Raw genomic sequence first — 23,201 nt, 5'->3', positions numbered from 1 at the left:
AAATAGGAGGCTCACAATGGTTGAGAAAAAAGACGGGATGAATTATGCACCTTCAGCTGCTAAGACAGAGAAGGTTGTGGCAGATGGTGAGTTTAACGTAGCAGTTGTTGCCTTGGACCATGGTCATATTTATGGTATGTCCAATGGTTTGCAAGAAGCAGGCGCAACATTGAAGTATGTCTATGATCCCGATCCCCAAAAAGTCGCAGAATATAAAGAAAGCTTCCCACAAGTTGAAGTGGCGGATAGTTTAGAGGCTGTATTAGCAGATCCTGAAATTCAATTAGTCGCAGCTGCGGCTATTCCTAATCGGCGGTCAGCCTTAGGAAATCGTGTGATGGAAGCGGGTAAAGATTACTTTACTGATAAAACTGGGTTTACTAGTTTAGAGCAACTAGAAGAAACCAAACGTGTAGTTGCAGAAACCAAGCAAAAGTACTGGGTATACTTTAGCGAACGGTTACATGTTGAAGGGGCTGTCTATGCTGATCAAATTATAAAATCGGGTCGAATTGGGGATGTCATTCAAGTCACTGGCTTTGGTCCCCATCGTCTAGACAAGGAAAAGCGCCCTGATTGGTTCTTTGACCGGGAACAATACGGAGGGATTTTAACAGATATTGGTAGTCACCAAATCGAACAGTTTTTACACTTTACTGGTAATGAAGAGGCCCAAGTTGTTCATAGTCAAATTGCTAACTATGCCAATGCAGATACACCAGACTTAGATGATTATGGTGATGCTGTGGTGGTTGGTGAAAATGGTGCCAGTTTCTTCTTCAAGGTTCATTGGTTTACACCAGATGGCTTGTCAACTTGGGGTGACGGACGGACCTTTATCACTGGGACAAAGGGATCCATTGAAATCCGTAAATATCTAGATCTTGCTCGTGATGAGCAAGGTGACCACGTTTATGTTGTGGATCAAGAAGGTGAACATCATTATGCAGTTAATGGAGAAGTTGGTTTCCCATTCTTCGGTCAAATGATTTTAGATTGTATTAATCGGACTGATAAGGCCATGACGCAAGAGCATATCTTCAAAGCCCAAGAACTATGTCTACAAGCTCAGGCGCAAGCCAATAAAATACACTAAAGTCTAGCGTTTTTGTTATACTAATTATGAATACAAGCGACAGGTGGGACAAATAGGCCCACCTGTTAATTTGGAAGGGGACCTCTATGGGTAAAATCTTAACTCTGGGTGAAAGTTTAGCACGTATGACTTCACCTTTTGGCCAACGATTAATGAATTCAACTAGTTTGCAATTGCATTATGGGGGTGCAGAAGCTAATGTGGCAATGAATTTGGCTATGTTAGACCATGATGTCGAGTACGCTACCAAGTTACCGCTTAATAACAGCTTGGCTGAGAATTCTATGATTCAGTTGTATGGAAAACGCGTTAATTGCGACAAGGTCATTTATGGCCAGGGACGTTTAGGATCATATTATGTTGAAGTAGGGACCGGGTTGCGGCCATCGAATGTCATTTATGACCGTAAATATTCCGCAATTTCTATGATGGAACGTAATGAGTGGGATTTAGACCAACTCTTTTCTGATGTTTCTGTTTTCCATATTACAGGTATTACGGTAGCCTTGTCAGACTTCTGGCATGAATTTGGGGTTGAGCTAGTTCAAGCAGCTAAGGAACGTGGAATCAAAGTAAGTTTTGATATGAACTATCGGTCAACCATGTGGACTTATGATGAAGCCATTCCTGCTTATCAAGCTATTTTACCATATGTTGATTACTTATCTGCTAGCCAACGAGATGCCATTGCCTTCTTCGGTATTGACGAAGTTGAAGGCCAGGATGAACGTTTCTATTTAGATGCACTAGCCCAAGAATACCCTAACCTTAACTATATTTTCGGTACCCATCGCCACGCCCTAACACCTAATTCTTTTGAAATGATTGGTTATCTCTATAACTGTCAAACGCATACGATGTATATGTCAGGGGAATATGACTTGGAAACCATTGTTGATCGAGTTGGGTCTGGTGATAGCTATACTGCGGGTATATTAGACGGTATTTTATTAGAGAAGGAAGATGCTAATATTCCTGAATTTGCTATGGCTGCTGCAGCCTTGCAACATACGATTTATGGGGATATTAATCTCTTTAGACGCAATGAAATTGAGCGTTTTATGTCAAATTCAGAAAATGTTTTACGATAAAAGATGACTGTTAATTGTGTCAAAGGACAAAGCGTATCGGAAAAATGTATATTTTTTTAAAGCATAGAGGCTGGGACAAAGTTCTCAGCTTCTATGCTTTTTTATCTCTTTCATTTTTTGATTGAATGATAAAAATTGCTTTTTGTAAATCAATTCACAAAATACTATTAATGCGCTTACATCTATGCTATTATTAGGTAAATTAATTTAGGAGGGGAAGATATGTTAAAACGAATTGAAAAAATTCCCGCGGGTACGTTTTTAGTTCCTATGTTACTTAGTGCTTTGATTTATACTTTGGCGCCTAACTTGTTTCAAATAGGAGGATTAACAGAACATATTTTTGGGGGTTCTGGAACTACAGCTATAATTGGGGCTGTTTGTTTTTGCTCTGGTGTAGGAATTGATCTTAAAAATATCGGTTATGCTGCTAAACGACAAGGGGTTCTATTGTTGGCTAAATTAGCAATTTCGATTGCCCTAAGTCTGCTTTATATGTTTTTATTTGGACAAGCGGGTATTTTGGGAATCAATGCAATGGCTTTTACTATTATGATTGCTACTATTAACCCTGCCATTTATATTTCTGTGATGAAACAATATGGGAATGATCAAGATGTGGCAGTTTATGGTTTAACATCCTTGTTTGCTATTCCTGCTGTGCCGATGTTGGTATATGGCATTGCCGGTGGTGGTGGCATGGATTGGATGCCAGTATGGTCGACCCTATTACCAATGTTGGTTGGTATGGTTTTAGGCAATCTTGATAGTGACATCAAAACATTCTTCATGCCGGCAGTGTCTCCGCTCTTATCATTGATGGGTTGGAATTTAGGTTATGGTTTAAATCTTGTTGAAGCCTTTAAGTCAGGACTGTCAGGCGCACTTTTGACGCTTGTTTTTATACTGGTCAGTTTTGTTTATATTTTTATTGATAAACAAGTGCTTAAAAATGATGGTGTGGTAGGGGCCGGTTTAATTTCAGTGTCTGGTTTATCGGTTTCTACAGCGGTTATTTTAGGAGAAATCTATCCAGAATTAATGGAATACGTGACATCTGCTGCCTCGCAAGTTTTGATGGGAGTCGTTATCACGGCGGTGCTTGGACCGATGATTGTTGGCAAGGTGTATCATTCTGCTCACAAAAACTAATAGGCTTTTAATTTTTTATAAAATTAAGCTAGCCTTCAGTTACCTATCTTGGAAGTTGGTTCACTTTGCTTTATAATAAAAATAGTTATACTATTTACTAGTGAAATAACCGATAAGTTAGTGAAGTAGGTGATAAATATGGCAAGGAAGCGGAAGTTTTCATTGCGAAAATTACTTGGAGCTTTGCTCATCCTAGTTGGGATTGTGATTATAGCGATTAATTTCTTACCTAACCCGCAAATTGCGCGTAGTGTGAATGAATCGCAAGAAGCAGTTGACCAAGTCACTGCAGAAGAAATTAAAGAAAATAAGACTTCTGACGATGCTGTTTTCGACTTCGATGCAGTGGAGAATATTAATCCTACTTCTGCTTACATTGATTCAGTTGAAATGGATCCAAGCCTAATTATTGGGCAGATGGTCATCCCACAAAGTGAAATTAATATGACCCTTTTCAAAGGGGTTTCAGAACCAGTCCTTTATGCTGGTGTAGGGACTATGCGACCTGACCAAGTAATGGGGCAAGGCAATTATCCCATTGCTGGTCACTATGATTGGAACGGGCACTTGCTCTACCGTCTAGATTGGGTGAAATCGGGTGATGTCATTCGTATCACTGATAAAGATAAAATCTACGAATATGTGGCAGTAGCCAATGATGTGGTTGAGCCCAATGCGGCTTATCTTATTACTGATGACTATGCTCAAGAAGAATATGGACAACCGATTATCTCAATTATGAATTGTTTCTTCCCTCAACGTTATTACAATGGTGATGATGACCGTTATTTTGTCTTTGGTGTTTTGGTCAATGAAACAAATTATGCACCTGAGAAGATGAATGTGAAAGATTTTAATTGGGATTCGGAAGAAGAAAAGGCTGAATTTGAGACAAATAATCCAAGTAAAGATGGCAATTATAGTTTTGACCAATACAAGGACAATCAATGGGCTGAACGTAATGAATTAGAAGCCCAAGAGTAAGCAACATAAGCTTTTACTAAAGACTCTTCTCATCAAGAAGGGTCTTTTTTGTGCGCTCAAAATTTGACCAATGCAAGGAGACATAGAGTTTTGCAATAAATGCAATAAAAATTGTGTTTTGTTAGAATTTTTACCATCGTTTTATAATTACTTTTTAATTGACTTGTTATCAATAAAGGATAATAATGACAGAAGTGGAACCGATAACAATACTAAGGAGGAGATATTATGCTTACTTTGATAGGTGGGATTATCCTATTGATTGTAGGATATTTCACGTATGGAAAATACATTGAGAAAAATTTTGAGCCAGTCACAGATCGGAAGACACCAGCAGAAGTTTTACGGGATAATTTAGACTTTGTTCCAATGCCAAAATGGAAAAACGGTATTATTGAATTATTAAATATTGCTGGTACTGGTCCAATCTTTGGTCCAATTATGGGGGCTTTATATGGTCCGGTGGCATACATTTGGATTATTTTTGGTTGTATATTTGCTGGAGCGGTTCATGATTATATGTTAGGTATGGTTTCTTTGCGTAATAATGGGGACCAACTACCAGCTTTAGCAGGTCGTTACATAGGTAAGGTTGCTAAACACCTAGTTAACTTGTTTGCTTGTTTATTATTATTATTGGTAGGAACTGTTTTTGTCACATCTCCAGCCAACCTTATTCAACAAGCCTTACCATTTGAAAGTAATCTAGAAGTTATTATTATTCTAATTTTTATTTATTACTTAATCTCAACAGTTTTGCCGATTGACCAAGCAATTGGTAAAGTCTATCCATGGTTTGGAGCAATCTTAATTTTGTCTACCATTGCTATTGGGATTACCTTATTCTTCTCTGGCTATACTATGCCAGAATTAAGTCCAGCTACCTTACAAAACTTCCATCCTAAGGGCTTGGCTATATTCCCAGGAATGTTCTTCACCATTTCTTGTGGGGCAATGTCAGGTTTCCACGCTACACAAGCCCCAATGGTATCTCGGACGATGACTGATGAACAAGAGGGACATTTTACCTTCTATGGTATGATGATTGCTGAAGGGGTCATTGCTATGATCTGGGCAGCTGCCGCTATGAGCTTATTCAACGGTCAAACCTTATCTGAGATGATTGATGCGGGTACAGCGTCAGTGGTAGTTGATGCTGTATCTAAGATGTTATTAGGTAATGTTCTTGGTACAGTGGCTATCCTAGGGGTTATTGTTTTACCAATATCATCCGGTTTATCTGCTTTCCGGAGCTTGCGTATTATCTTAGCGGACTATTTAAATATAAAGCAAGATACTTTGACAAAAGTCATGACAATTACCCTACCAGTTTATGTCATTTCCTACTTCTTAACGAAAGTAGACTTCAATATTTTATGGCGTTACTTTAACTGGGCCAACCAAGTAACTGCGGTTCTAGCTTTACTTGTAACAACTCGCTACCTCTTCTTGAAGGGGAAAAATTATTGGGTTACCCTAGTTCCTGGTGCCTTTATGTTATACGCTTGTGTTGTTTATATCTTTAGTGAACCAATCGGATTCAATCTTGGTTTAAGTATGATCTCTTATATTGGCGGCTTGATTGTCACTGTTATCTTACTGGCTGTCTACTGGCAACAAGGAGTTAAACAAAAGAGAGAAATGGATCCTTCTTCTACCTTGCTACATGACGAGTGGCCAATTCTAACCCGTAATCCAGAATTAGCCAAGAATAATTGATTTATAAAAAAGAGGATAAGATGAAAAGCATAGGACTGATGCCTTGGACTAAAACTTGAAAGAGGGCAAACAGCCATCAGAGAGCTTTAGGAAAGGCAGTCTGTTCTGACTTTTGGAGCCCGACTAGAAGGATAGGACAAAAATTTAATACAACAAAAAAGGCTGGGACAAAAAAGTCCCAGCCTTTTTTAGGTGATCTTAGAAATCAGTACCAAAGATGGAATTGATGAAGTCAAGGATTTGTTGCCATAGAGAGCTGGCTTCTTCTTTGACTTGTTCTTGGTCGGCGTTATCCCATGCGGTTTGCGCCTTATCGAGTAGGCTACCACCGGCATCTTGAAGTTTTTTACCAAAGGCAGCAATTTGATCTTTTTGTTCTTGGCTTAATTCTAGTTCACTAAATTTAGTCATTTGTTGGACTAAGGCGTTAATATTTTCTTGAGAAATAACACCTTCCAGGTTGTAATTATTAATGACATTATTCACGATAATTTGCACATCGTCAACTGAAATAGAACCACCATTTTCTTCTTTTTTCTCTTGGATAGCAGTTTTGATCTCGGCAACGGCTGCATTTAATAATTCGTCAGAATATCCTTCTTTATCGGCATTTTCTTGGGTGATTTGTGAAGTGACAGCTAATTCATCTTGAGCCACTGAAACAGCTTGGTCATTTAGGGCTTCGCCATTCTCAGCAAAGGCTTTATACACCCCAGCTAAAGCACCTGATCCGTCAACAGGAACGGCGGAAGCTACTTTAATATCAACATCCACAGCACCGGCAGTTAGGGCCGCATTTTCATATTGGTTTTCTGTGATGCTAGTGATGGTTTCAGGGGTTAAGATTTCTACTGAAATACCGCCATTATTTTGCGCGGGAGTAATGTAGGCAGAAGAGTACACCTGTTGGTAAGGGTAGTTGTCATTTAATAAGTCATTTAGCTCATTGACATAGACAGGAATTTCCTCAGTTCCATTGGCTACACCTAATTCATTTCTTGTTTCCTGGTATTGACTCTGGTCCAAGCTTTCCCCGTAGGTAAACTTCGGTTCAATTGCTACTTTGTCTGCTTGGACGCTAGGAACAAAGCCAGCCAAAGCGCTTAGGGCGAGTCCGCTAGCAATTAGGGACTTAAACTTTTTATTCATAGTGATTCCTCCTAAATTCAGGCGTGGTTTTTAAGGCCACGCTTTCCTAAATGTATTCTAACATTTCCTAGAAAATAGTGTTTAAGGATTTATTTAAAGAGTCACTAAGATGTGTTTAAGATTAGACGGGTAGGCAAAAAAATCGTGACTTTAAGGACTTGTCGACATAAAATAGTTAGTAAGAGATAGAGAGGAGTCTTCAAATGGAAAAAGAACAACGTCGAAAATTATTAAAACTTATTGAAACCCATGCCCATTTAAGTCAGCAAACTTTGGCTGATATGTTGGGTTTGCCGCTAGATGAGGTAGCGACCACTATTAAGCGCTTAGAAGAACAAAATATTATTGCTGGTTACCATACAATGGTCAATTGGGATGCTGCTGATGATGACCATGTTTCAGCTATGATTGAGGTTAATGTAAATCTGACCCGTGAAACATCTTATCAAGAAATTGCTGAGGTACTGTACCAATTTCCGGAAGTAGAATCCCTCTACCTTATGTCAGGGGCTTATGACTTCATGTTGCTAACCCGTCGTTCTTCCATGACAGATATTTCTAAATTTGTGTCACGATTGGGTACAGTAGAGGAAGTTGTCTCAACTACTACCCATATCGTCATGAATCGCTACAAAGACCACGGTACTATTTATGATGATCCTAACAATGATATGGAACGGTTGGTGGTCTCTCAATGACCAAATCCTTGAATCAAAGTGTTCTTGACCTGGCTCCTTCCGGTATTCGGCGGTTTTTTGATATTGCGAATGAAATGGACGATGTTATTTCCCTAGGGGTTGGAGAACCGGATTTTCCTACTCCTTGGAATGTGCGTTATGAAACCATTTATCAGTTACGCCATGGACGCACTTTTTACACTGCTAATGCGGGTTTGCTGAGTTTACGTCAGGCTATTAGTGACTATCTTAACCGCAAATATGACTTATCTTACATGCCTGAGGATGAGATTTTAGTGACCATTGGGGGGAGCGAAGCGATTGATCTCGCTTGCCGGGCCATTATTAATCCTGGTGAAGAAGTTATTTGCATGGATCCGTCCTATGTTTCCTATTTACCAGCTATCAGTTTAGCTGGAGGAATTGCTGTGCCTCTAACGCTTCGTCCCGAAAAAGACTTCGTGATGCAAGCAGAAGATTTAGAAGCTGCCATTACCACTAAAACCAAGGCGATTATTTTAAACTACCCTAATAATCCTACTGGGGCGGGCTGTACTGCCAAAGATTTAGAAGCCCTAGCAGATGTCATAAAAGCCCATGACCTGTATGTGATTACCGATGAAATCTATTCTGAAATCTGGTATGACCCTACTCCTTATACCTCTATCGCTCAATTTCCAGGTATGAAAGAACGAACAATCTATATTAATGGTTTTGCCAAGGCCTTTGCTATGACAGGTTGGCGTTTAGGTTATGCCTGTGGCCCAGAAGCCATTATTTCACAAATGTTAAAAATTCATCAATATACGATTATGGCTGCTCCCACCTTGTCTCAACATGCGGGGATTGTAGCCTTGGAAGAATGTGATGAGGAAGTGGCTAAAATGGTCGAAGCTTACTCTGAACGACGACAGTTTTTGCTGACGCGTTTTAAGGATATGGGGTTGCCTTGCTTTAGCCCACGTGGGGCATTTTATACCTTTCCAGATATTCGTGAATTTGGCATGACTAGTGAAGAATTTGCCTTGCAGCTCTTAGAGACAGAAAATGTGGCAGTGGTCCCTGGCTCAGCTTTTGGACAATCTGGAGATGGATTCTTACGTATTTCCTATGCCTATTCCATTGATGAACTGGCAGCTGCCATGGAGAAAATTGAACATTTCATTAAAGGATTGCGAGCTCAACTAAACAGGGTGTGATGAAAAGCGGTAGGACGGAATCGTTGGACCAAAAGGCTGTAGATAGCGACTAGCTATCAAAGACTTTTGGGAAACGCATGTCAATCCTGCTTTTCAGAACCCGACTAAAAAGGATGAGATGAAATGCGGGAGCTCCGAGCTGTTGGACTAAAGCGTGATGTATAAGAGAAACTTATCCAAACGTCTTTAGGAAACAGTCGAAGGAGCTGCATTTCAGAACTCGACTAAAGGGTGTGATAGAAGTCGTTAAGAACAGAAGCCTAGGACTAAAACATGAAAGATGGTAAACAGCCATCAGAGAGCTTTAGGAAAGGCAGTCTGTTCTGACTTTTGGAGCCCAACTAGGGGATCAATGTTCATATATTACAATGAGGCTGGGACTTTTGTCCCAGCCTCATTTTTAATAAGATTAAAAATTTGGGTGCTGAAGTGATAAAGTGTCAGCTATACTTTTTAGTGTTGAAAGTATGTCTTATTTATTTTCACTTTTGTAAGAACGGATAATTTTTTGGGCCCGTTGTCTTGTTTTTCTGTTGGGGCTCTTCATGCGACGTTGTGCGCTAGCGTAATCATTTTTTTCAGCCATTATGTTTCCTCCTTGACATTATATTATAATAAGACTATAATCGAAATCGTTACGATTTACTTTTAATAATTTAGCAAGAATTAAGTATAATGTCAAGTTAATAGGAGGAATTTAATGGCTAAGAAAGCAAAAATTGAAAAAATGAAACGACAAGAAGCAATGGTTGCCAAGTATGCTGAAAAACGCCGGGCCTTAAAGGCTGCTGGTGATTATGCAGCTTTACAAAAATTACCGCGTGATGCTTCACCAACACGTTTACGTAATCGGGATAAGGTTGATGGCCGTCCTCGTGCTTATATGCGTAAATTTGGTCTTAGTCGGGTTAAATTTAGAGAATTAGCCCATAAAGGACAACTTCCAGGTGTAAAAAAGGCAAGCTGGTAAGTCAATAAGCAATTATAATTGAATTAAATAAAAATCCGAACTGCTAAGACGCAATTCGGATTTTTTAATGTTTATATTTTTTATTTGTAGTCGACCCCTTGAGAGTACTCATTTCCAGCATTCCATAAGAGGTATTCATTGACACCATGATCCTGTAGGGCGTCGATTTGGGCTTGTACTGCATTGGCATCATAAGTCATGTAATTACCACTACCGAGATAAGATGCAGTAAAGTCTTGCAACCAAGGACGAGTAATGGTGTCGGAATCAATGTCATCAAGCAAGGTTAATTCTTTTTCCATGTATTGATCGACCACTCCATAAGGTTCTAAGTCTGGGGCTTGGAATCCAAAATAGCCTGGAGACCAGTGACTAGGGTAAATCATAGAGGAGATGACATCGACTTCATCAGCGATTTGACGGAAGTTTTGACCGATTCCAGGAGTACTTTCAACGATAGTAACATAACCGAAGATGTCTGCAGAAACATCGACTCCGTATGGACGAAGTTTTTCTCGTGCATAGGCTAAGAAGTCAGAAATCACTGCTTCTCTGGCTTCGGTAGAGTCTTTGCCGTATTCGCTATAATCACCCATGTCATATTGAAGGGTTTCACCAAATGTTTCAAATCCTTCTGGGAAGCGGACATAGTCGAATTGGATATCTTTAAAGCCGAGCTTGGCAGCGCCAATTGCGACCTCAACTAAGTAGTCCCAGTTTTCTTTTTGGTAAGGATTTAAGAAGGCGTCGCCACCGTCGTTAGTCCAAACACTACCATCTGCTGTTCTAAATGAACGTTCAGGATGCGCTTGGGCGAGGTTAGTATCTTTGAAAGTTGTAATCCGTGCAATAGGGTAAATTTGTTTGTCAGCAAAGGTTTGCATTAACTCATTGCTGTCTAGAGTAGGAACAGTGTTGTCGTTGACCAGTTGGTTGTCGCTTTCTAAGGGCATAGTAATGGAACCATAGTCATCTTTGACATCTAGTACAACTGCATTGAGGCCAGTTTGGTCAATTAAATCAATATTAGCTTGGCGAATACTTGGATCAGCTGCACCAGCCCCAGACAGGTAAATCCCTTTAACGCCTTCTTCAGGATAAGCAATTTCTACACCAGAGTCGTAAGTAAAACGACTTGCTAGTTGTTTGGGCTCGGTGAGTAAGCTTTGGTTGTTAATTGTCAACTGCCCATCGATTTCAGGGCTGACAACTTCTTGGGCAACTTGGTCTTGATTGCCGGCGTCTTGTGCTTGTTTTCCCCCAGAAAAGTTGAACGTGTCAGGGAATAGTTTAGCGACAATTAGAATAATCACGACACCAAGAGCAAGTAATAGGGTAATGATTGGCCAAGGAAACTTTGGCCGGAAGTTTTTCTTGTCTGACATTAGTTATTTTCCCCTTCCTTTTCTGGCTTTGCTAGGCCAGCTAAGCTTTCTTTGACACCATTGAGCTTATCTTGCGCTTCTTGGTGTTGGCTATTTATTTTTTCCAAGCCATCATAAAAAGTTTGGAAGTTAGCTTCTTCGCTGGCTAAGTCGGAATAATAGGATTCTTCTAAGTTAAGCACTTCTTGATAATGTTGGCTGTAACTATCCAGGTTTTGGCTGAGTTCTTGACCAGAAGCAATGATCTTTTGATCAGCGTCGGCCCCAGATTCACTGTGATCACCTTTTTCTTGGGCTTGGCTAAGTTGGTCAAGTGCCTTGTTTAATTTTTCTTGACTTGACTTCATTTGTTCAAAAGCTTCTTGGCGTTGGTTACGATTGTCTTCTAATACGGACTGGTCGTACTCTTGGTCTGTTCCTTGGTTGAGGCTTTTAGCAAAGGTATGGGACAATTCTTGCTCCCGACCTTGTATTGTTTCGATTTCACCCTCGATGCTTTGACTTTGTTCTTGAATGGTCTCTACTGATTTGTCAGGATTAGCTGCACAAGCAACTGCAATGGGTATGGTTGCTAGCAACAGCAACGAAGTTTTGAATAAACGTTTCACTTTTCTCCACCTTTCTATACATCTTCTAAGTATAGGTTATTTTAACTATTTTTAAAAGGAATTGCCCTAATAAAAAGTAAAAAATTGCAACTTTAGTGCCATATTAAAAAGACTCCCAACAGTTTATAATTTATAGTAAGAACATACATCTTATATATGGGGGAAGTCTTATGCCAAATCAAAATAAAAAGCGTTTAGTACGTTTGGCCTTAGCTGCTACGGCATCAGCTTTTGGCTATGCCTGCCATGCCTTGAGTCAGGACCGTTCAGTACGCAGCAAGTTAAGAGAAGATGCTTATCGCTTAAAATCGGGTTTAGACTACGGCGAGGAAGAAGAAAATTCCAGTCAATATATTTCTAAACGGTATGACCAGTATCGGCGGACTAGTGATTTATTAAGTTGTCCCCATGCGGATGGAGTGACTAGTGAACATTATTCTGCCGGTAAAGTGCATTGGCTAGATTACACTGCTTTGGAAGAAACAGAAGAAGTTTTAGTGTATTTTCACGGGGGTAAGCGTCTTGACCATATGACCTATTCAGAATGGCGGATGTTAGAAAAATTACAAGCTAAGTTGGGTTGGCCCATTATGGTGGTAGCCATCGAATCCTTCTTTACTCGCTCATACGCCTTAGAAGTCGAATTGGTTTATCAGCTTATTTGTCAGGTAAAAGCGAAACATCAAGGATATAATTGGCATGCCTTAGCTTATGACTCTGGGGCGGCTTTGACCTTAGAATTGGTTGAAGCCAATGCTAAAATGTTTAAACAAGTACTTTTACTGTCACCGTGGCTGGGTGAAGAAGTGAAACAAATAGAACATTTAGATGAGGATTATTTACTGAATCGTAGCCAAGAAGAGGCCGTTGAATCGGCTTGGCAAGATCAGGATCCTTTACCTAAGATGACGGAGATGACTATTACTCACTTGCCTCCCGTGCATTTCTTTGTGGGTGCTTATGATTCTTGGAAACAACCCGCTTTAAAACTCTATAAACGTCTGCGCGCTCATAATAAGACGACTCGTTTTTATCTCTTTGAGCGGATGGTACATGATTTTGCCTTACAAGCTATGCCTGAAGCAGATGAGACCTTAGACTTACTTGTTTCAGAGCTAAAACAATAGGCCTTGTTACAATTTCTTGTTATAATAGGGCAAAGGAAGTGATACAATGCCATTTTTCTATGATTGGACATTCATATTAATCTTAATTGGTTTGGCAATTTCTGGTATTGCCTCTGCCAATATGAAGAGTACATTTAATAAATACAATAAGTATAAGAATCAAAAAGGTGTGACTGGAACGCAAGTGGCACAAGAAATTCTGCGTCAGAGTGATATCTATGATGTCTCAGTAGAAGGGATTTCTGGCCATTTAACTGACCATTATGATCCTAGTAATAAAGTCCTACGCTTATCTGAAACAACAGCCAACTCCACATCAGTAGCGGCTATTGGAGTGGCAGCCCATGAATGTGGTCATGCTGTTCAAGATGCCAAGGGTTATTTCTTTATGTCTTTACGGCAACGTATTGTACCTGTGGTTAACTTTGGATCTAAGGCAGCCTTACCAATTTTATTATTGGGGGTTTTATTTGGTTACAATCAAACTTTGGTTAATATTGGGATTTTTCTATTTTCATTTACCTTAATTTTCCAATTGGTTACCCTGCCGGTCGAATTTGATGCTTCAAATCGTGCCTTAAAAATTATTAAGCAAGGTGAAATTTTAACAGCTGAAGAATACCCTATGGCTAAGAAGACCTTAAGAGCGGCGGCAATGACTTATGTAGCTGCGACCGCAGCATCATTCTTATCACTCCTGCGTATTGTGCTGATATTTGGAGGACGCAATCGTAATTAAGAAAACATTATTTTAATTACTCATGGTATTATTAAATGAGGCTGGAAAAAGTTCCAGCCTTTTCATAATATACGACTATATAATTTGAAGTAATCAAAAACAGTATAGGCATAATAAATAATTTTTTAATATTATCATGACAGTTAGGACATAACATTTGAATCATAACGAAGATATTAATGAACAAAAATGATATAAATCGAAAAGGAAATCAAAATGATCATTCTTTTCGTAATATTTATAAATTTGAAATAAGTGGATTACTTGGAAATAACTATGATGAATTAAGTGAAGATAACTTAGATTCTAAAGTTAGTTTAAAAGGCCTTTTCCTAAAACTAATAAATTTTATTATTTTTGGAGTTATTTTTTTCTTTTCTTTTAAAAAAGGAATGTGGAGCACAGACACTAGAACAGCCGTTATAAATTCATTGTTATTTATTGTGATTACTTTAATTGTTAGTCTTATAGGTAATATTATTATTGATTCCATATTACATAATAAGAAGAAGTAATAAACTTGCCTAATAGTAACAGATATAAATAAAAGCCCCCTTCAATATCTTTGTAAGGGGGCTTTTATTTTAATCATTATTCGTATTTTCCTTTAGCATATTATTTATTTTTTGAGGAATACTAAATTTTTCAAAAATATACGTAAATGGAATCCCTACTAAACTAATAATTAATATATCTTGCCAAGAAGAATTACCGCTTATACTACTAGTAATTATCAAAGAGAAGAACAAGTAAGTTAAATATGCTTTAAAAAATCCCATAATAATCACCTTATTCTAAAATTGTATAACGGACGCTTTGAGAGTATGAAGTATGCGTAGGTAAATCTGTCACTTGTACTTTTACTCCTTTCCCCTTTTTCCCAGCCTCTATAATAGTATCAGAAGTATGAGCATTTTTCGAAAGTTCTACTGCTAAAGCTGTGATTTGACCAGCCTTACCACCACCTAAGCCCAAAATACCTTCAAGTATTTTCACTCCATTACCATTTTTAATTGTATCCATATTATCAGCCATTTGCTTCACTTGATCAGCTGAAAGTGTGTATTCAGAAACTACTTTTCGTCCTGTACCTTCATCTACAATATCCCCAACAGCAGCATGAGCAATTGTTGGTGCAATTGTTACAGAAGCGACGGGTGCTAAAGTTAAAACTGAGGCGCCGATAATTAAACTTTTCTTGAAATTCAGCATATCTCCTCCTAGTTTCTAATAACTTATTCACTATATATCCACCTCACCAAAAAATAAACCGCTTTCAAATATTATGCAAAAAAAAGAAAAATAATTAAAAAATTAGCCTCTCTTTTATGACAAAACCTAAAATTAACTCTTCTAGAAAAGCCCAACACCTTTTCAACAGAAATAGAAGATGATTAAAGCAAAGGGCGCACTTATACACCACTTTTTAAGCTGTGTTATTTTCTATCCAGTGTTGAGTTTGTTCAGGTTTCCAAGTAAATAAATAGCCAGTTACTGGGTTTCCACGTGTATTTTTCTTTATTTTCTTTACTTTTAATTTTTTAAAGTAAGGGGCTAATTCTTTAATTATAGGTTTCAAAATACGCTTGTCAATGTCACTTATACTATAAGATTTTGGACAATTTAGTAAGAATTTAAAATCATCTATTTTAAATTCTTTTTTTCCAATTGTTCGCCACTGTTTTAATAATCGATACATTGTTTTAGCGTATGTAGAACGAATATTAGTAAACTCTGCTAATTCATATGTTGTAAATTCCACTTGAAGTTAATTTACAACATATTCAGAAACCTCTGAAACTTTTCCAGTTGCAGTCATTTCACTCAGATCATAACTTTATCTGAAAATGCAGACTCAAATTCAATTACATATTCAGCAACTTCAACTAGAGCAAATAATGACCATGGTACTATCTCTACGATATTTTAGGTGGCGCACTAAATGGTGCTATTGAATCAGCATTATTATTAACAGGTGTAGGTTCTATACAAGCACTTATTAAAAAAATGGGTAAAGAGGCTGCTAAAGAATGGGTTGAAAAAATGTTAAGCAAAGTATTATTAAAAAACTATCTCAACTTGGTCTAAAAGAAGCTGAGGCAATTGATGCAAATAACAAAATTCTAAGTAAGGGGTATATGGAACTATGGTAAAAATTATTCAAGAAAACTATGAGTATATTTTGATAATAGTTGGATTAATCACAGAAGGGTATGCGATTTTTACTTCAGAAGAAGATGAAAAAAAGACTGGTTTGATGATAGTAGCGAGTATACTAGTTACAGTAGGATGTATTATAAGTGCGGTGACAGCCTTAGATTAAGTTGTCGACTATTCGTCCACACTTAGAAAATGCGCAGCGATTGACCTAATCTTTTAAGAGTAATCTAGTGAATACATCTTTTTGCTCTTTTCGTCGATTCCGTAAACGCTAAAGGACAAACAAAAATAACATATGAAGCTGAGACCAGTATTGTCTCCGTTTCTATTATAATTTTGAACCTGTCTTAGGGGTGAGGTAGGATTTTAAGGCTCAAGACCGATAGCCAGTTAGCCTAGGCTTTGCTAAACTTGAGTTAAAAGATGGAGGTGGCAAAATGCGAACAAGCCGCGACAATAAACAAATAGCCAAACATATGATGAAAAACAATGGGGCCGCTTATATTTTATTGACGATTGTTATGGCCATATTAATTTCTATTGTATCGATTTCACCAGTACTCACATTTCCAGTGGGAATTTTGCTAGCTTTCTTAAGTGCTGTATTAGTCTATGGTTTACAGGCAGCTTATAAACGTATGCTAATGGTTGAAAAGAATGGGCAAAATATGCAAGTCGGCCGAGATTTCTTTGCTGTATTGATCAATCAAGCTATTCCTATAACAGTAACTCATTGGCTGAAGTATCTTTACTTGGTTTTGTGGTATATTTTATTAATTATACCAGGCTTATACAAGACCTTAGCTTATAGTTTGGTAGATTATATTATGATTGATTTTCCTGATCTACGTTATAATTCGGCTATTTCAGCCAGTCGTGAACTGATGAGAGGTCAGAAATTTAGATTATTAGTTTTATATCTACGTTTCTTTTGGTGGGGACTTTTGATAGTCTTGACTTTTGGTTTGGCTTATTTCTATGTCAAACCTTACTTCACTATAGCGATGATTGATTTTTATGAAGAATGTTTATCTCGAGCAGGTTATAGTGAACGATCAAGACCATATAATGATAGCGATATTGACAGCGATTTAGACCAATCAACGAGTGATGGTTGGGAAGAGAGTCAAATTAATTGGGATGATTTTTAGCTTAATTATTAACAAAACACCTTTAAAACGTAAACAACGTTTTAAAGGTGTTTTATTGTATTAGCATGTCATCTCATCCTCACAGTCGGGCTCGCAATCGCAGGGCCGGCGTCCATTTCTGAATGAGCCATCAAAATGGCTGTTACCATTTTTTGTCTCCTTCCGATATGGTCCGTCCCTTGTCGCGATTGACTCACATCCTTATTAGTCGGGCTCTGAAAAGCAGGACTGACATGCGTTTCCCAAAAGCCTTTGATTGCCAATCGCAATCTTCACTCTTTTGGTCCAACGATTCAGTCTTACCGCTTTTCATCACACCCTTTTTTAAGCGATTAGGGTTAAGAAGGCTGTGATAAGTAGAAGGGAAATGACTATTGAGGCGGAGGAGATGAATCCTGTGGCTTTGGGATCGATCCCGACTGCGACCATTTTTAAGGTAGCCATGGTGGCGATTGGTGATAGAATTAGTGAAATTAGAGCAATTTTAACGGTTAATGATAAGGGTAGTAAAAACCAAGCAGCAATAGCGATAATAATAGCCGTACCGTAGCGTAGGCTTAGGGCTTGAATAACTAGGTTCAAGTCTTCTCTTGGTAATCTGATTTCTAAGAAAATACCAATCATAAACATGGAAAGAAAAGAGTTGGCATTGGCAATAATTTGAAAGGGCTGGATAAGTGTCGTGGGTAGTTCGATATTGGCTATTAACAGAACTAACATCACACAGTAAGTCATAAAAGCTGGAGAATGAGTAAGTGACTGGCCTAGCTTACGCAAGTGTGATTTCTCTTGGGTGTTCTGATTGTTGATGCCATCGACGAGAGCAGGTATGAAACCAAAGACCATAATGGCATTACCAATATCGAAAGCTGCGACATAGGGAATAGTCGCTGGGACGATGCTGTAGAGAAAGGGAATAACAAAATTACCGATATTATAATTGGCTTGACTAAGAGTAAAGTAAGTTCGCTTTTGTGGGGTGAAATTTTTACTGGCCAGGGCAGTCCCTGCTGATAGAAAAATATTGAGAATAATGGCAATTACTAACATAAAAATAAATTCATTTTCAATTTTGGTGCCATTTAAAGATTGGATAGCAGTTGCAGGGAGGGTGATATACATGATAATTTTTCCTAATAATTTACCATCCTCTAACATAATCAGTCCCAAACGTTTGACTATATAACCGAGAATGATGATGAGTAATAGACTCATGGATTGACTGAGTATAGCAAGCATGACTGTCCTTCTTTCTAGTTGGGTTAACTTAATCATAACAGATAAAGTGGTAAAAATGGTGGATAGATTTAAGCGTTTTCCCTGCTATGACTTAGCTATAGAATAAGAATAAATCGTCGCATTTTATGGGGAAACATGTTAACTTAGACTTAAGAAAGTTGAAGAGGTGGAAAGTCATGAGATTTATTTCTTGGAATATTGATTCCCTAAACGCTGCATTAACTAGCGATTCCAATCGAGCACAGATGTCACGTCAAGTTATCGCAACGATTAAAGAGTATGATCCAGATATTTTGGCTATTCAAGAAACGAAATTATCTGCTAATGGTCCAAGTAAAAAACATCAAGAAGCCATAGCGGAATGGTTCCCTGAATATAATTATGTTTGGGTGTCGTCAGTAGAACCAGCCCGAAAATCTTATGCGGGAACGATGACCTTATACAAAAAAGATTTAGAAGAACCCCAAATTACTTATCCTAGTATTGGGGCACCAGAACCCATGGACTCAGAGGGGCGGGTAGTTACCTTAGAATTTGCTGATTTTTATTTCACTCAAGTGTACACGCCAAATGCCGGTAATGCCTTGAAACGCTTGGCTGACCGACAAATTTGGGATCAAAAATATGCTGATTATCTTGTCTCTTTGGATACTAATAAAGCTGTTATTGCTTCTGGAGACTATAATGTCGCCCATAAGGAAATTGATTTAGCCCATCCCGAAAATAATCGGCGGTCAGCTGGCTTTACCGATGAAGAGCGGGCGGGCTTTACTCATTTATTAGACCAAGGCTTTACTGATACCTTCCGCTTAATTAATGGTGATGTAGAAGGCGTTTATTCTTGGTGGGCTCAACGTGTAAAAACCAGCAAAATCAATAATTCTGGCTGGCGGATAGATTATTTCTTGGTGTCTAATCGTTTAGCGGACCAGGTAGAACGGTCAGAAATGATTAATTCTGGTGATCGTCAAGACCATACGCCAATTTTATTAGATATTTCTCTCTAAGTAAAAAGCTGCGGATTTTCCGCAGCTTTTTTAATGCCTTATTTTTATTTATCTTTGTAGAGGACCTTATGACAGAAGGCATAGACGGGTAGACCAAGTAAGATAATTACAATTCCGATAACAAAGCGACCTGGGTCAGAGGCGATTGAAGATAGGAGCATAAATAACGCTCCACCAATACCAACTAGCGGCACAAATGGAAAGAGTGGGACATCAAATGACCGTAAGAGCTTGTTTTGCCGTCTAAGTTTGAACACATCAAATAAGGCAATTAAGGTAAATACCCAAGTAAAGAAGATTATTAATAAGGAAATACTTTCGAAAGTCCCTGTTAACATCAATAAGGTTGATAGGATGCCTTGGAAGATAATGGCATTGATTGGTGTATCAGTTTTTGGGTGAATATGGCGGATCCATGGCGAACCAGGCAAGTTGTTGTTACGTGCTTGGTAAAGAATGTCACGTGTTGCTTGTACAACTTCAGCGTTCATGGTGAAGAGACTGCAGGCAATCATTAATAGGGTCATAAGGTAACGCCCACTATTCCCCATTAAAACAGTTGAAATAGCAGCACCAAAGTTATCAGTTTGGATAATTTCTTCTGCTGGCATTAATAAGAAACCAACCACGTTAAACATCATATATAGACCAGTTAAGAAGCTTAGAGATATTAGAATGGCTCGTGGAAAGTCACGCTTGGGATGAGCCATTTCTTCTCCAAGATTAGCAGTGGCTTGCCAACCATCATACACCCACATAGCTGATAGCAAGGCTAAACCAAGGGCGACACCTGGACTATTAGGATCACCGATAAGTGAAAAATTGATCGGATGAGTGGCATTAGAATTTATCAAACCTAGAATAACCACTAAAACGAGAGGAGCAGCTTGGATGAAGGCTCCTACTAGTTGAGTTTTCATGGTCCCTTTAACGGAGACCATTTGTGATAAACCTAGTATCCAGAGAATGGCAAAGGCGCAAAGCTTTACCTGCCAATCGGTCATCGGCACAATTGCCGTCATGAAGGTTGCCGTGGCGATGGAGTTGGCTGCTAGAGTTCCTGGGTCATTTAAAATTGCGAAAAACCATCCCGATAAGAATCCCAGAGTTTTCCCGTTGTATTCAGTGATATAGCCAGTGATTCCACCAATATTAGGTTTATAAGAAGCAACTTCGGCAACGGTAAGTGCAGTACACATAGTGATTAATCCTGCAGCCAGCCAAATGATGGTTGCCATGGCTGTTGAACCAGCATTTTGTAAGACGGGAACAGGCTTCAAGAAAATTCCTGTACCAATCACTTGGGCCACACAAAAGGCGATTGCTTCAGCCAAGGAAATATTTTGTTTTAACTTCCCTTCTGCTTGTTGTTCCATTAAAATCCACCATCTTTCTATATATTATTATTTTTATATTATAAATCCACCTACTAGCATTGCACCTCCTAAATAGGTGGGGTATAATGAATGCGCTTAACTAAGTCTAGTTTAAGGAATAGCTTCACAATACTTCAATAGACTTCACGAATAATCAGAAAGGCTGCTATGAAAACATTACTAGGAATGAACTCGCAGAAAATGAAACGTATCACCTTGATTGCTTTAGCAGTCGCTTTGTGTGCCCAAATTCATTTTAATTATTTGGCACCGGGATTTATCATTACCTTTTCTGTAGTTATTTTACCTATATTCTTTTATTTCAATGATGACCTTAATCCCTTTCTAATAGCTGCTGGCGTTGCATTGGCTTCTCCTCTGTTTCGGGGCTTTACCTTGTTAGTATCGGGTGGTGATCCCCACGGTGTAATTGCTCAATATGTCCTAACTGATGTCGCCTTCTATTTAGTTTACGGAGGTCTGTATTTTTTCTTGTATTGGCATCGAACGGAACGAAATGCGTCCTTATTTTTTTGTGTGATTTTACTTTGTGATTATTTAGCGAATTTTGTTGAAATCTCTATTCTCCAAAATTGGACCGATTATAGTATTCCCTTGTTTCGTACCCTATTTATTACTGCCTTGATTCGAGCTTTAATTAGTTCGATATGTATTGTGATTTACAACTATCTGAATTTATTTCTTCGTAAAGAAGACCATGAGAAACAATATTATTACTTTCTCTGGTCTGCTTCTTTGGTGAAGTCAGAAGTTTATTTTATGGAGAAAAATATTTCGGAAATTGAAGCGATTATGAAAAATGCTTATATGCTTAATAAGGAACTCACTAAGCTGGCTCCAAATAGTGATTATGCCCAAACGGCCTTACAGATTGCCCGTGATGTCCATGAAGTCAAAAAAGACTATCAAAATGTTGTTAGGGGACTGGGTCAATACTATCAAACAGAGGGTGAGGGAGTTTTACGTCTATCAGGTGTGCTTAAAGTGGTTTTATCTCATGCTCGCAACCATATCCGTCTACAATCCTTAGATATTATCATTTCTAGTCAAATCCAAGTGGACCCACCGATTCGTAATCATTATCAAGTGGTCTCGATTTTATCGAATCTAATTTTTAATGCCGTGGATGCTTTGGAAGCTAGCGCCGCTGGTATGATTCAGATTGCTGCCTATGATGCAGGGGATAATGTGGCCATTTCGGTAACAGATAATGGACCAGGAATGAGTGAAGAATTAATGAATCTAATCTTTGAACCCGGCTTTTCGACTAAATTTAATCATGAAACCGGAGATATTTATCGAGGAATTGGTTTATCCCAAGTAAAAACTTTAGTTGAAGACGAGTTTAAGGGGGGGATTGAGGTCTGCTCTCGTGTGCACGAACAAACACGGTTCACCGTCTATTTCAATAAAAATTATTTATAGAAGGGAATTGGACACACTATGCGTTTTTATATCATTGATGACGATTACTCAATTGTCAATATTCTCACTAATTTAGTGGAACAGGATGCCAATGATACTGTTGTGGGCCAATCAACAGTACCTGAGCAGGCTCTAAAAGATTTGGTGGGCTTGTCAGTGGATATTATTCTAATTGATTTACTAATGCCAGTAATTAATGGCATTGAATTAGTCCATAAAATTCGTCAATTTCATCCTCATATCAAGTTTATTATGATAAGCCAGGTCACTGACGGTGATCTCCGAGAAGAAGCCTATTTGGAGGGCATTGAATTTTTTATTAATAAACCCTTGAATATTATTGAGGTACAAACCATCATTAAACGGGTAAAGCATGGCATTCAAATGGAGGCCCAACTCAATACGATTCAGGATATCTTGGGAACTGGACCACAGCAAACTCAGAAAAATTCTAAGGACTATGACACTCGGGAACGACAAGAACGTGTTCATCAACTCATTGCTTATTTAGGCTTAAGTTCGGATATGGCAGTGTCCGATATCTTGACTATTTATCAAATAATGCAAGAACAAGCGACGGGCTACTGGCCAGAAGACTTACAAAGCGAATTAAATATTGATGCCCATGAAAAGAAAATCATCTTACAGCGGGTGCGACGCGCTTTGAAACGAGGATTAGAGAATTTGGCTTCTCGTTATCTTAACGAAATAGATAATGAAATCAGTCTATCCTATGGGAACGTTCTTTATGGTTACTATAATATTCATCGAGAAATTCAATATTTAGAGAAGAACTCTGATAAGGGTGGCGGTATAAGTATGAAGAAGTTCTTTGAGGGTTTTTATCTCTTAGTGAATCAGAAAGATACCCCATTTTTTTAAGCGCTTTCTTTATGAGTGTTTTTGTGCTAAACTCAGTTTAATAA

At 38.4% G+C, this 23,201-nt stretch carries 25 protein-coding genes; 16 read left to right on the top strand and 9 right to left on the bottom strand.

What is annotated here, in order from left to right; genetic code table 11:
• Nucleotides 1-16: 16 nt before the first annotated feature.
• The 5 genes from OW157_RS03505 (at nucleotide 17) to OW157_RS03485 (ending at nucleotide 6,042) form a co-directional block, all read left to right on the top strand.
• The gene (locus tag OW157_RS03505; protein WP_268751950.1) at nucleotides 17-1,096 is read left to right on the top strand and encodes a Gfo/Idh/MocA family protein; all 1,080 of its coding nucleotides are present in this window, start codon (nucleotides 17-19) and stop codon (nucleotides 1,094-1,096) included.
• Between the two features lie 86 nt (nucleotides 1,097-1,182).
• Nucleotides 1,183-2,187, top strand: coding sequence for a sugar kinase (locus tag OW157_RS03500; protein ID WP_268751949.1), 1,005 nt, complete (start codon nucleotides 1,183-1,185; stop codon nucleotides 2,185-2,187).
• Between the two features lie 222 nt (nucleotides 2,188-2,409).
• Nucleotides 2,410-3,339 carry a 2-keto-3-deoxygluconate permease gene (locus tag OW157_RS03495; RefSeq protein ID WP_268751948.1) on the top strand — a complete coding sequence of 310 codons (930 nt, stop codon included), beginning with the start codon at nucleotides 2,410-2,412 and terminating at the stop codon, nucleotides 3,337-3,339.
• Nucleotides 3,340-3,477: 138 nt separating this feature from the next.
• Nucleotides 3,478-4,323, top strand: a complete 846-nt coding sequence (locus OW157_RS03490; protein WP_268751947.1) for a class A sortase — start codon at nucleotides 3,478-3,480, stop codon at nucleotides 4,321-4,323.
• Between the two features lie 228 nt (nucleotides 4,324-4,551).
• Entirely contained in the window at nucleotides 4,552-6,042 is a 1,491-nt protein-coding gene (locus OW157_RS03485) for a carbon starvation CstA family protein (RefSeq protein WP_268751946.1), read from the top strand.
• 198 nt (nucleotides 6,043-6,240) lie between these two features.
• Here the strand turns inward: OW157_RS03485 and OW157_RS03480 are convergent, their stop codons facing one another.
• Complete coding sequence (locus OW157_RS03480; protein WP_268751945.1) at nucleotides 6,241-7,191, bottom strand: DUF1002 domain-containing protein; 951 nt, start codon at nucleotides 7,189-7,191, stop codon at nucleotides 6,241-6,243.
• A gap of 203 nt (nucleotides 7,192-7,394) precedes the next feature.
• Here OW157_RS03480 and OW157_RS03475 point away from each other — a divergent pair, with 203 nt between their 5' ends.
• Both OW157_RS03475 and OW157_RS03470 read left to right on the top strand, forming a co-directional pair.
• Nucleotides 7,395-7,889 carry an Lrp/AsnC family transcriptional regulator gene (locus OW157_RS03475; RefSeq protein WP_268751944.1) on the top strand — a complete coding sequence of 165 codons (495 nt, stop codon included), beginning with the start codon at nucleotides 7,395-7,397 and terminating at the stop codon, nucleotides 7,887-7,889.
• Entirely contained in the window at nucleotides 7,886-9,067 is a 1,182-nt protein-coding gene (locus tag OW157_RS03470; protein ID WP_268751943.1) for a pyridoxal phosphate-dependent aminotransferase, read from the top strand. Before OW157_RS03475 ends, OW157_RS03470 begins: the two co-directional genes overlap by 4 nt.
• Before the next feature lie 472 nt (nucleotides 9,068-9,539).
• On the opposite strand, the gene OW157_RS03465 is transcribed toward OW157_RS03470, so the two are convergent.
• Nucleotides 9,540-9,653 carry a putative metal homeostasis protein gene (locus tag OW157_RS03465; protein ID WP_268751942.1) on the bottom strand — a complete coding sequence of 38 codons (114 nt, stop codon included), beginning with the start codon at nucleotides 9,651-9,653 and terminating at the stop codon, nucleotides 9,540-9,542.
• A 114-nt stretch (nucleotides 9,654-9,767) separates the two neighbouring features.
• Between OW157_RS03465 and rpsN the strand changes: the two genes are divergently transcribed.
• Nucleotides 9,768-10,037: a 30S ribosomal protein S14 gene (rpsN, locus tag OW157_RS03460; RefSeq protein WP_268751941.1), complete on the top strand. Its 270-nt coding sequence runs from the start codon at nucleotides 9,768-9,770 to the stop codon at nucleotides 10,035-10,037.
• Between the two features lie 80 nt (nucleotides 10,038-10,117).
• On the opposite strand, the gene OW157_RS03455 is transcribed toward rpsN, so the two are convergent.
• Both OW157_RS03455 and OW157_RS03450 read right to left on the bottom strand, forming a co-directional pair.
• On the bottom strand, nucleotides 10,118-11,422 hold the full coding sequence (locus OW157_RS03455) for a putative glycoside hydrolase (RefSeq protein WP_268751940.1): 1,305 nt from the start codon (nucleotides 11,420-11,422) through the stop codon (nucleotides 10,118-10,120).
• On the bottom strand, nucleotides 11,422-12,030 hold the full coding sequence (locus tag OW157_RS03450) for a YkyA family protein (RefSeq protein ID WP_268751939.1): 609 nt from the start codon (nucleotides 12,028-12,030) through the stop codon (nucleotides 11,422-11,424). The genes OW157_RS03455 and OW157_RS03450 overlap by 1 nt, the downstream gene beginning before the upstream one ends.
• A 170-nt stretch (nucleotides 12,031-12,200) precedes the next feature.
• Here OW157_RS03450 and OW157_RS03445 point away from each other — a divergent pair, with 170 nt between their 5' ends.
• The 3 genes from OW157_RS03445 to OW157_RS03435 all read left to right on the top strand — a co-directional run bounded on the left by OW157_RS03445 (nucleotide 12,201) and on the right by OW157_RS03435 (nucleotide 14,411).
• On the top strand, nucleotides 12,201-13,157 hold the full coding sequence (locus OW157_RS03445) for an alpha/beta hydrolase (RefSeq protein WP_268751938.1): 957 nt from the start codon (nucleotides 12,201-12,203) through the stop codon (nucleotides 13,155-13,157).
• A gap of 46 nt (nucleotides 13,158-13,203) precedes the next feature.
• Nucleotides 13,204-13,896: a zinc metallopeptidase gene (locus OW157_RS03440; protein WP_268751937.1), complete on the top strand. Its 693-nt coding sequence runs from the start codon at nucleotides 13,204-13,206 to the stop codon at nucleotides 13,894-13,896.
• 179 nt (nucleotides 13,897-14,075) lie between these two features.
• A complete protein-coding gene (locus tag OW157_RS03435; RefSeq protein WP_268751936.1) occupies nucleotides 14,076-14,411 on the top strand; it encodes a hypothetical protein in 336 nt (111 codons plus the stop codon).
• Between the two features lie 69 nt (nucleotides 14,412-14,480).
• Here OW157_RS03435 and OW157_RS03430 read toward each other — a convergent pair whose 3' ends face one another.
• The 3 genes from OW157_RS03430 to OW157_RS03420 all read right to left on the bottom strand — a co-directional run bounded on the left by OW157_RS03430 (nucleotide 14,481) and on the right by OW157_RS03420 (nucleotide 15,658).
• On the bottom strand, nucleotides 14,481-14,675 hold the full coding sequence (locus OW157_RS03430; RefSeq protein ID WP_268751935.1) for a hypothetical protein: 195 nt from the start codon (nucleotides 14,673-14,675) through the stop codon (nucleotides 14,481-14,483).
• Nucleotides 14,676-14,685: 10 nt separating this feature from the next.
• A complete protein-coding gene (locus OW157_RS03425; protein ID WP_268751934.1) occupies nucleotides 14,686-15,108 on the bottom strand; it encodes a hypothetical protein in 423 nt (140 codons plus the stop codon).
• Between the two features lie 214 nt (nucleotides 15,109-15,322).
• Nucleotides 15,323-15,658: a replication initiation protein gene (locus OW157_RS03420; RefSeq protein WP_268751933.1), complete on the bottom strand. Its 336-nt coding sequence runs from the start codon at nucleotides 15,656-15,658 to the stop codon at nucleotides 15,323-15,325.
• Between the two features lie 384 nt (nucleotides 15,659-16,042).
• On the opposite strand from OW157_RS03420, the gene OW157_RS03415 reads away from it, so the two are divergent.
• Both OW157_RS03415 and OW157_RS03410 read left to right on the top strand, forming a co-directional pair.
• Nucleotides 16,043-16,219 carry a hypothetical protein gene (locus OW157_RS03415; protein WP_268751932.1) on the top strand — a complete coding sequence of 59 codons (177 nt, stop codon included), beginning with the start codon at nucleotides 16,043-16,045 and terminating at the stop codon, nucleotides 16,217-16,219.
• A gap of 274 nt (nucleotides 16,220-16,493) precedes the next feature.
• Entirely contained in the window at nucleotides 16,494-17,207 is a 714-nt protein-coding gene (locus tag OW157_RS03410; RefSeq protein ID WP_268751931.1) for a DUF975 family protein, read from the top strand.
• 324 nt (nucleotides 17,208-17,531) lie between these two features.
• Here the strand turns inward: OW157_RS03410 and OW157_RS03405 are convergent, their stop codons facing one another.
• Complete coding sequence (locus tag OW157_RS03405) at nucleotides 17,532-18,446, bottom strand: AEC family transporter (protein WP_268751930.1); 915 nt, start codon at nucleotides 18,444-18,446, stop codon at nucleotides 17,532-17,534.
• A gap of 176 nt (nucleotides 18,447-18,622) precedes the next feature.
• Here OW157_RS03405 and OW157_RS03400 point away from each other — a divergent pair, with 176 nt between their 5' ends.
• Complete coding sequence (locus OW157_RS03400; RefSeq protein WP_268751929.1) at nucleotides 18,623-19,453, top strand: exodeoxyribonuclease III; 831 nt, start codon at nucleotides 18,623-18,625, stop codon at nucleotides 19,451-19,453.
• A gap of 44 nt (nucleotides 19,454-19,497) precedes the next feature.
• On the opposite strand, the gene OW157_RS03395 is transcribed toward OW157_RS03400, so the two are convergent.
• A complete protein-coding gene (locus tag OW157_RS03395; protein ID WP_268751928.1) occupies nucleotides 19,498-20,829 on the bottom strand; it encodes an APC family permease in 1,332 nt (443 codons plus the stop codon).
• A 168-nt stretch (nucleotides 20,830-20,997) separates the two neighbouring features.
• Between OW157_RS03395 and OW157_RS03390 the strand changes: the two genes are divergently transcribed.
• Nucleotides 20,998-22,275: a sensor histidine kinase gene (locus OW157_RS03390; protein WP_268751927.1), complete on the top strand. Its 1,278-nt coding sequence runs from the start codon at nucleotides 20,998-21,000 to the stop codon at nucleotides 22,273-22,275.
• Nucleotides 22,276-22,293: 18 nt separating this feature from the next.
• Nucleotides 22,294-23,157, top strand: coding sequence for a response regulator (locus OW157_RS03385; RefSeq protein WP_268751926.1), 864 nt, complete (start codon nucleotides 22,294-22,296; stop codon nucleotides 23,155-23,157).
• The last annotated feature ends 44 nt before the right edge of the window (nucleotides 23,158-23,201 follow it).

This window comes from Aerococcus kribbianus (genome assembly GCF_026805545.1).
In the GTDB taxonomy this organism is placed as follows: Bacteria; Bacillota; Bacilli; order Lactobacillales; family Aerococcaceae; genus Aerococcus; species Aerococcus kribbianus.
The sequence above is the reverse complement of the archived record's forward strand: the minus strand, read 5'-3'. Positions and strand labels throughout refer to the sequence as shown.

Coding starts and splice junctions, on each gene's coding strand:
- OW157_RS03475 (WP_268751944.1), top strand. CDS start 7,395: ATGGAAAAAGAACAACGTCGAAAATTATTAAAACTTATTGAAACCCAT.
- OW157_RS03500 (WP_268751949.1), top strand. CDS start 1,183: ATGGGTAAAATCTTAACTCTGGGTGAAAGTTTAGCACGTATGACTTCA.
- OW157_RS03505 (WP_268751950.1), top strand. CDS start 17: ATGGTTGAGAAAAAAGACGGGATGAATTATGCACCTTCAGCTGCTAAG.
- OW157_RS03480 (WP_268751945.1), bottom strand. CDS start 7,191: ATGAATAAAAAGTTTAAGTCCCTAATTGCTAGCGGACTCGCCCTAAGC.
- OW157_RS03470 (WP_268751943.1), top strand. CDS start 7,886: ATGACCAAATCCTTGAATCAAAGTGTTCTTGACCTGGCTCCTTCCGGT.
- rpsN (WP_268751941.1), top strand. CDS start 9,768: ATGGCTAAGAAAGCAAAAATTGAAAAAATGAAACGACAAGAAGCAATG.
- OW157_RS03465 (WP_268751942.1), bottom strand. CDS start 9,653: ATGGCTGAAAAAAATGATTACGCTAGCGCACAACGTCGCATGAAGAGC.
- OW157_RS03385 (WP_268751926.1), top strand. CDS start 22,294: ATGCGTTTTTATATCATTGATGACGATTACTCAATTGTCAATATTCTC.
- OW157_RS03410 (WP_268751931.1), top strand. CDS start 16,494: ATGCGAACAAGCCGCGACAATAAACAAATAGCCAAACATATGATGAAA.
- OW157_RS03400 (WP_268751929.1), top strand. CDS start 18,623: ATGAGATTTATTTCTTGGAATATTGATTCCCTAAACGCTGCATTAACT.
- OW157_RS03485 (WP_268751946.1), top strand. CDS start 4,552: ATGCTTACTTTGATAGGTGGGATTATCCTATTGATTGTAGGATATTTC.
- OW157_RS03490 (WP_268751947.1), top strand. CDS start 3,478: ATGGCAAGGAAGCGGAAGTTTTCATTGCGAAAATTACTTGGAGCTTTG.
- OW157_RS03415 (WP_268751932.1), top strand. CDS start 16,043: ATGGTAAAAATTATTCAAGAAAACTATGAGTATATTTTGATAATAGTT.
- OW157_RS03435 (WP_268751936.1), top strand. CDS start 14,076: ATGAACAAAAATGATATAAATCGAAAAGGAAATCAAAATGATCATTCT.
- OW157_RS03425 (WP_268751934.1), bottom strand. CDS start 15,108: ATGCTGAATTTCAAGAAAAGTTTAATTATCGGCGCCTCAGTTTTAACT.
- OW157_RS03390 (WP_268751927.1), top strand. CDS start 20,998: ATGAAAACATTACTAGGAATGAACTCGCAGAAAATGAAACGTATCACC.
- OW157_RS03440 (WP_268751937.1), top strand. CDS start 13,204: ATGCCATTTTTCTATGATTGGACATTCATATTAATCTTAATTGGTTTG.
- OW157_RS03405 (WP_268751930.1), bottom strand. CDS start 18,446: ATGCTTGCTATACTCAGTCAATCCATGAGTCTATTACTCATCATCATT.
- OW157_RS03445 (WP_268751938.1), top strand. CDS start 12,201: ATGCCAAATCAAAATAAAAAGCGTTTAGTACGTTTGGCCTTAGCTGCT.
- OW157_RS03395 (WP_268751928.1), bottom strand. CDS start 20,829: ATGGAACAACAAGCAGAAGGGAAGTTAAAACAAAATATTTCCTTGGCT.
- OW157_RS03495 (WP_268751948.1), top strand. CDS start 2,410: ATGTTAAAACGAATTGAAAAAATTCCCGCGGGTACGTTTTTAGTTCCT.
- OW157_RS03455 (WP_268751940.1), bottom strand. CDS start 11,422: ATGTCAGACAAGAAAAACTTCCGGCCAAAGTTTCCTTGGCCAATCATT.
- OW157_RS03430 (WP_268751935.1), bottom strand. CDS start 14,675: ATGGGATTTTTTAAAGCATATTTAACTTACTTGTTCTTCTCTTTGATA.